This window comes from Elioraea sp. Yellowstone, from assembly GCF_006704265.1.
In the GTDB taxonomy this organism is placed as follows: Bacteria; Pseudomonadota; Alphaproteobacteria; order Acetobacterales; family Acetobacteraceae; genus Elioraea.
The window spans coordinates 23829-30568 of sequence record NZ_VIKA01000032.1; the positions used below are offsets into that span (position 1 = coordinate 23829).

At 72.1% G+C, this 6740-nt stretch carries 7 protein-coding genes, 1 other RNA gene and 1 pseudogene; 5 read left to right on the top strand and 4 right to left on the bottom strand.

Translation table 11 applies throughout. The annotated features are described in order from the left end of the window. Positions 1-29: 29 nt before the first annotated feature. Genes dctP through FK498_RS07070 form a run of 4 tightly spaced genes read right to left on the bottom strand, consistent with a single transcriptional unit; the run spans position 30 to position 3364 of the window. Positions 30-1124: a TRAP transporter substrate-binding protein DctP gene (gene dctP / locus FK498_RS07055; protein WP_141852977.1), complete on the bottom strand. Its 1095-nt coding sequence runs from the start codon at positions 1122-1124 to the stop codon at positions 30-32. Between the two features lie 30 nt (positions 1125-1154). Beyond that, positions 1155-1391: a lipoyl domain-containing protein gene (locus FK498_RS07060; RefSeq protein WP_141852979.1), complete on the bottom strand. Its 237-nt coding sequence runs from the start codon at positions 1389-1391 to the stop codon at positions 1155-1157. 3 nt (positions 1392-1394) lie between these two features. After that, on the bottom strand, positions 1395-2366 hold the full coding sequence (locus tag FK498_RS07065; protein WP_141852981.1) for an alpha-ketoacid dehydrogenase subunit beta: 972 nt from the start codon (positions 2364-2366) through the stop codon (positions 1395-1397). A gap of 11 nt (positions 2367-2377) precedes the next feature. Beyond that, the gene (locus tag FK498_RS07070; protein WP_202614776.1) at positions 2378-3364 is read right to left on the bottom strand and encodes a thiamine pyrophosphate-dependent dehydrogenase E1 component subunit alpha; all 987 of its coding nucleotides are present in this window, start codon (positions 3362-3364) and stop codon (positions 2378-2380) included. A gap of 129 nt (positions 3365-3493) precedes the next feature. On the opposite strand from FK498_RS07070, the gene FK498_RS07075 reads away from it, so the two are divergent. The 5 genes and pseudogenes from FK498_RS07075 to FK498_RS19225 all read left to right on the top strand — a co-directional run. After that, the gene (locus tag FK498_RS07075) at positions 3494-4258 is read left to right on the top strand and encodes an N-acetylmuramoyl-L-alanine amidase (protein ID WP_237560865.1); all 765 of its coding nucleotides are present in this window, start codon (positions 3494-3496) and stop codon (positions 4256-4258) included. Between the two features lie 36 nt (positions 4259-4294). After that, an RNA gene (gene rnpB / locus FK498_RS07080) (RNase P RNA component class A) lies at positions 4295-4721 on the top strand. Between the two features lie 309 nt (positions 4722-5030). Beyond that, entirely contained in the window at positions 5031-5492 is a 462-nt protein-coding gene (locus FK498_RS07085; protein ID WP_141852985.1) for a division/cell wall cluster transcriptional repressor MraZ, read from the top strand. Continuing rightward, entirely contained in the window at positions 5489-6430 is a 942-nt protein-coding gene (gene rsmH, locus FK498_RS07090; protein WP_141852987.1) for a 16S rRNA (cytosine(1402)-N(4))-methyltransferase RsmH, read from the top strand. The genes FK498_RS07085 and rsmH overlap by 4 nt, the downstream gene beginning before the upstream one ends. After that, positions 6430-6740 (top strand): annotated as a pseudogene (locus tag FK498_RS19225) (hypothetical protein); the annotation flags it as partial. The gene rsmH and the pseudogene FK498_RS19225, both read left to right, overlap by 1 nt.

Consider the following 6740-nt stretch of genomic DNA (forward strand, 5'->3'; position numbering starts at 1 on the left):
GGGCGGGGATGGACCCGCCCGCGCGAGGGTCAGATGCCGGGTGGCCGGAGGCCGAACACGGCCTGCGTGTCGCGGATGATCTTCAGCGCGGCGCGCGCGCCGGCGTCGTTGCCGGCAAGCTTGTCGGTGAACTCCACCGTCAGCCTCTTCATGGTCTCGAGATCCTCGGGCACCATGGTGTTGAAGGTTACGCCCGCCTGCCGCATGCGGCCGACCACGCGCGCGGATTCGAACGAGGCGCGGGTGTAGCGCTCGAGCGCCCAGACGCGCTGCGCCGTCAGGATCACCTGCTGAAGCTCGCCCGGCAGGCTGTCCCAGGCGGCCTTGTTCATGAAGGCATCCTCGGCATCCGACATGATCAGCGGCGGGCCGAGATAGAACTTCGCCACCTCCTCGAGCTTGAGCTGGGCGAAGCCGTAGGGCGAGCCCCAGTTGGCCGCATCCGCCACACCGGTCGCGAGCGCGGTGTAGATCTCCTCGCCCGGCACGGTGACGATCGAGGCACCGAAATGCTTCCAGATCTCGGCGGCGATGCCGAAGCTGCGCACCTTCAGCCCCCGGAAGTCGGCGAGGCGCTTGATCTCGACGCGCGACTGGGTGCTGCCCCACTCGTCCGAGTAGAGGGGACCCAGGAACTTCACGCCGACCGTCTGGAACGCGTCGTCGACCAGCTTGTTCAGCCCCGCCTCATGCCAGAGATAGTCATACTGGTCGATCGTGTTGAAGGCGAACGGGATGCCCCAGGTGAACAGGCACATCGGGAAGCGGCCGCGCCAGTAGACCTGCGCGCCGTAGCCGATATCCACCACGCGGTTGATCACGCCGTCCAGCATCTCGAAGGTCGGGATCAGCGCGCCCGGCGGGAAGGCCTGGATCTCGACGCGCCCACCCGACATCTCGCGCACGCGCCGCACGAAGCGCGGGACGAGGTCCTCCCACTCGAAGTTGCCGGGCCCGAGGAAGGACTGCATGCGGAAGCGGAACTGCGCGCGCTGGGCGCGCGCGGGCTCGGGCAGCCCCGCGACCGCGAAGACCGATGCGCCGGTGGCGGCCGCCTTCATCAGGTGCCGGCGGTTGATCCCCTTCAGGCTCTCGGCGAGCCGCTTGTCCTCGATCCTGTTCACGACGTTCTCCCTTCCTGTTCTGGTCAGCCGCTACGTCTCGATGCGGCAGACTTCCGCACCGACCTCGACGGTCGCACCCGCGGGCGCCAGGATCTCGATGAGCCGGCCGTCGCACGGCGCCTCGACCTCCTGGGTCGCCTTCTCGGTCTCGATCTCGTAGAGGATCTCGCCCTGGCGGAAGGCCTCGCCCGGCTGCTTGCGCCAGGCGACGATCGTGCCCTCCTCCATGTTCATGCTGATGCGCGGCAGCCTGAGCGCGGCCCTCACGGCTCAGCGCTCCAGTGTCGCGCGCACCGCCGCGGCGATCCGCTCGGGATCGGGCAAGAGCGCCTTCTCGAGCGGCGGCGAATAGGGGATCGCGACATCCGGCACGGTGACGCGCCTCGGCGCCGCCTTGAGGGCGCCCCAGGCGCCTTCGGTCGCCACGGCAACGATGTGGCTCGCCGCCGAGCAGGTGTCGCGCGCCTCGTCCACCACCACCAGGCGGCCTGTGCGGCGCACGCTCGCGACGATCGTCTCGGCATCGAGCGGCATCAGCGTGCGCGGATCGATCACCTCAACCGCGACGCCCTCGCCCGCGAGCGCCTCGGCCGCGCGCAGTGCCGGGCGTACCATCGCGCCGATCGCGACCAGCGTGACGTCGCGCCCCGGCCGCTTCACCTCGGCGACCCCGAGCGGGATCGTGTACTCTTCTTCCGGCACCTCGCCCGCCTCGCCGCCGCGTCCGGCGGCCTGCAGGAAGATCACCGGGTTGTCGTCGCGGATCGCGCTCTTGAGCAGCCCCTTCGCGTCCGCCGGCGAGGCCGGCAGCACCACCTTGATGCCGCCCAGGTTCATGAACACCGGATGCATCGCGTCGGAGTGCTGCGCGGCCGAGGAGCGGCCCGCGCCGAACACGCCCATGTAGACGAGGGGAAGCTTGATCTGCCCGCCGGTCATGTAGCGGAGCTTGGCCGCCTGGTTCGCGATCGCGTCCATCCCCGTGTAGAGGAAGTTGCCGTACATCATGTGGCAGATCGGGCGGTATCCGGCCGCGGCCGCGCCGACCGCCATGCCGGTCATCACCGTCTCGCAGATCGGCGTGTTGCGCACCCGGTCAGGGCCGAAGGTCGCGTGCAGGCCGCGCGTGTCGCCCATGATCGAGATCTCGACATCCTCGCCGAACAGGATCACGCGCGGGTCGCGCGCCATCTCCTCGGCGAGCGCCTCGTTGATCGCCTGGATCATCCGTCGCCGTGCCATCGCGCGCTCCCTCAGGCGAACATGAACTGCCGCGCCTGGTCGGCCGGCGGATAGGGGCTCTCGGTCGCGAAGGCGACCGCGTCGGCAACCGCCGCGGCGATCTCGGCCTCGATCGCCTCGCGGGCGGAGGCGGGGGCGAGCCCGTGCTCGTCCAGATAGCCGGCGAGCCGTGCGATCGGATCGCGCTTCGCCCACGCCGCCACCTCCTCGTCGTTGCGGTAGGAGCCGGCGAGGAACGACGCCTCGCTCTCGACATGGCCGCGCAGCCGGTAGGTGCGGCACTCGATCAGCGTCGGCCCCTCGCCCGCCCGCGCGCGGCGCACCGCCGCATCCGCAGCCTGCCAGACCGCGATCACGTCGTTGCCGTCGACCGCCGCCGAAGGCACGCCGAAAGGCTTGGCGCGATCGGCGATCGCGCCGACCGTCACGGTGGCGGTGGGCGAGAACTCGGAGAAGCCGTTGTTCTCGCATACCAGCACCAGCGGCAGCTTCCACAGCGCCGAGACGTTCAGCGCCTCCATCAGCACGCCCTGGTTGGCCGCCCCGTCGCCGAAGAACGCGACCGAAACCGCCCCCTTGCGGTCGAGCTGCGCGGCCAGCGCGGCGCCGACCGCGAGCGCGATGCCGCCGCCGACGATGCCGTTCGCGCCGAGGATGCCTTTCGAGAAGTCGGCGACATGCATCGAGCCGCCCATGCCGCGGCAGACGCCGCCCGCCCGCCCGTACACCTCGGCGACCAGCAGCCTCGGATCGCCGCCCTTGGCCAGGAAATGCCCATGCCCGCGATGCGTGGACGCGATCCAGTCGGCGTCCGTCAGATGCGCACACACGCCGGTCGCGACCGCCTCCTCGCCGATGTAGAGGTGCACGGGTCCGGGCAGGTCGCCGCGCTTGAAGTCCTCGCCCAGCCGCTCCTCGATCCGGCGGATCAGCAGCATGCGCCGATAGAGCGCCAGCAGATCCTCGGCGGAGAGGTTGATCGCGGACGGCGTGCGCATGGGGGCTGCGGTTCCTCCTCGATGGCCGACGGGCTTCTGCCGTCCTTGACGCCACTGCACACGCGGGAGAATGGAGGTGTCAAGGTGGGGTGGCGCAACCCGCCTGGCGTGCGCAACACGGAGCCTGTCGTGACGATTCCGGAACGCTTCCTCGCGGCCCCCTCGCCGAACCACGACGCGCGGCCCGAGGGCGTGCCGATCGACACGCTGGTGCTGCACTACACCGGGATGCCGACCGGGGCGGAGGCGCTGGCGCGGCTCCGTGACCCGGCCGCGAAGGTGTCGTCGCACTATGTCGTCGAGGAGGACGGGCAGGTCTTCGCGCTCGTGCCAGAGCAGCGGCGCGCCTGGCACGCCGGGCTGTCATGGTGGCGCGGCCACGTCGCGCTGAACGACCGTTCGATCGGCATCGAGATCGTCAATCCAGGCCATGACTGGGGCTATCGCGACTTCCCCGACGTGCAGATCGACGCGCTCATCGCGCTCTGCCGCGCGGTGCTCGCGCGCCATCCGATCCCACCGCGCAACGTGGTCGCGCACAGCGACATCGCCCCTTCGCGCAAGCAGGACCCGGGCGAGCGTTTCCCCTGGGCGCGGCTCGCCGCCGCGGGCATCGGGCTCTGGCCGGGCGAGGCACCGGCGGCGGTGGACGAGGTGCCGCCGATCGCGTCCGGCGAGGCGGGCGACGGGGTGCGCGCGCTCCGGGCGACGCTGCGGCGGATCGGCTACCAGGTTGCGCCCGAGGGGCCCGCCGATGCCGCGCTCGCGACCACGCTGGCGGCATTCCAGCGCCACTGGGCGCCGCACCGCACCGACGGGGTGGCGGACGGCCGGACGCGCTGGGCCGCCGGCCGCGTGGCGGCCATGGCGGAGGGGTGCATCGGCGGGGCTTGACCCGGCCCCCCTCCCCGTCACACATCCGCAATCGGGTCAGGCGGCCGGACGGCCGCGCCCTCCACCCTTCGCGAGAAGGCTGGGGCCGAAAGGCCGGAGGGTGAGGAAAGTCCGGGCTCCACGGGAACACGGTGCCGGGTAACGCCCGGCGGGGGCGACCCCAGGGACAGTGCCACAGAGAACAGACCGCCGGCGCGCCGCGAGGCCCGTCGGCAAGGGTGAAACGGTGCGGCAAGAGCGCACCGCGGCCCCGGCAACGGGGACGGCACGGCAAACCCCACCGGGAGCAAGACCGAATAGGGGCGGGCGGCGGAAGCCCTCAAACGGCAGGCCGCAGGCGCGTTCCCGCGCGTCCCGCCCGGGTAGGTCGCGCGAGGCGCCCGGCGACGGGCGTCCCAGACGAATGGTCGTCCAGGGGTGGCGACACCCCGGACAGAACCCGGCTTACAGGCCGCCTGACCCGCTCGCGGCCGCGTCGGACAACTAGAACAAAGCATGAATACTTGTGCCCGATCGCCCCCCGACCCGCGGCCTCCGGGCGAGGACCACGAACCACCCGTTAACCATTGCGCCCGGCCAAGACAACCCCTGGAAATCCCAAGACAATCCGGCCCTTTCCAGTTGACGCCCATATCTGCCCATGTTATCCCATGAACGACCATGACGCGGCGGCGTCATGGACCGCCGTCCCTGCCGACCCCCCGTGCCGGGACGACCGCGCGGAACGAGCCCGTCCCGCCGGGCAAGACGGTGATGGGGTGTGGCGGAGCGGATGGGCCGGTTCCTGGGCATCCAAGAGAACAGGCTGGACAGCAAGGGGCGGGTGTCGGTCCCGGCGTCGTTCCGCGCGACACTCGCGAGCTTCAACACCAACGAGCTGATCCTGCGCCCGAGCCACAAATCGCCCGCCATCGAGGCCTGGCCCGAGCCCGCCTACAGCCGTCTCGCCGAGGGGCTGGACCGGCTCGACGCCTTCTCCGACGAGCACGACGCCCTCACCGTGACGCTGTTCGCCTCCGCCCATTCGGCAACACCCGACGCGGACGGGCGGATCGTGCTGACGGACCGGATGATCGCCCATGCCGGCCTCGAAGTGAACAAGCCGGTCGCCTTCATGGGGCTGGGCGAGCGGTTCTACATCCTCCAGCCTGCGGAGGCGGAACGGATGCTCGCGGCCTCCACCGCCCGTGCGCTCAAGGAGGGTCTGACCGTGCCCCGCGGAGGCCGGACATGACCGCGCCCGGCCATGTGCCGGTGATGCTGCGCGAGGTGCTCGCCCTGCTCGCCCCGCGCGACGGCGGCCGCTATCTCGACGCGACCTTCGGCGGCGGCGGCTACACCGCCGCGATCCTGGGCGCCGCCGACTGCACCGTGTTCGCGATCGACCGCGACCCGCAGGCGATCGCGCGCGGCGCGGCGCTGGCCGCGCGCCATCCGGGGCGGCTCACCCTGATCGAGGGGCGGTTCGGCGACATGGTCGAGTTGCTTGCCGCACGCGGCATCACCGCGCTCGACGGCGTCGCCTTCGATCTCGGCGTCTCCTCCCTCCAGCTCGACGCGCCCGAGCGCGGCTTCTCCTTCCGCGCCGAGGGGCCGCTCGACATGCGCATGGGCGGCGACGGCCCGCGTGCGGCGGATCTGGTCAACACGCTGGACGAGCATGCGCTCGCCGATCTCATCGGCCGCTTCGGCGAGGAGCGCCATGCGCGCCGGGTGGCGCGCGCGATCGTGCGCGCGCGCGCGGAGGCGCCGATCGAGACCACCGCGCGGCTCGCCGCGATCGTGCGCGCGGCCGTGCCGCCGGGCGCGGACGGGATCGATCCCGCCACGCGCAGCTTCCAGGCGCTGCGCATCGCCGTGAACGACGAACTCGACGAGATCGCGCGGGGGCTCGCCGCCGCGATCGGCCTCGTCGCCCCGGGCGGGCGGATCGTCGCCGTCTCGTTCCATTCTCTCGAGGACCGGATCGTCAAGCGCGCCTTCGCCGAAGCCGCCGGCCGCGCGCCCGGCGTCTCGCGCCACGACCCGGCGGCGCTGCGCGCCCGATCGGCGCCGCGCCTGCGCCTGCTCACGCCGAAGCCGCTGCGGCCGAGCACCGACGAGACCGCCGCCAACCCCCGCGCACGCAGCGCCCGGCTGCGCGCCGCCGAACGCCTCGCCGAGGCCGCATGATGCGCGCCTCCACCCTGATCTGGGCCGGGCTCGTCGTGCTCGCCGGGCTGTTCCTCTACCAGGTGAAGCACGACGTGCAGGCGCTCGAGGACCGCCTCGCCGGCCTCAACCGTCGCATTCTCGCCACCCAGGACCGCATCCACGTGCTGCGCGCGGAGTGGTCGCTGCTGAACGAGCCCGCCCGGCTGGGCGACCTCGCGCGCCGGCATCTCGCGCTCGCGCCGATGCGGCCCGACCAGTTCGCCGCCCCCGCCGAGATCGCGGCGCGCGTCGCCCTCCGCCGGCCGGCCGCGCCGGAGAGCGCGCCCGG

What these genes read in the sequence shown, in the direction of transcription:
- FK498_RS07085 (WP_141852985.1), top strand. Translation starts at nt 5,031, where the DNA reads ATGGGCCGGTTCCTGGGCATCCAAGAGAACAGGCTGGACAGCAAGGGG.
- FK498_RS07070 (WP_202614776.1), bottom strand. Translation starts at nt 3,364, where the DNA reads ATGCGCACGCCGTCCGCGATCAACCTCTCCGCCGAGGATCTGCTGGCG.
- FK498_RS07065 (WP_141852981.1), bottom strand. Translation starts at nt 2,366, where the DNA reads ATGGCACGGCGACGGATGATCCAGGCGATCAACGAGGCGCTCGCCGAG.
- rsmH (WP_141852987.1), top strand. Translation starts at nt 5,489, where the DNA reads ATGACCGCGCCCGGCCATGTGCCGGTGATGCTGCGCGAGGTGCTCGCC.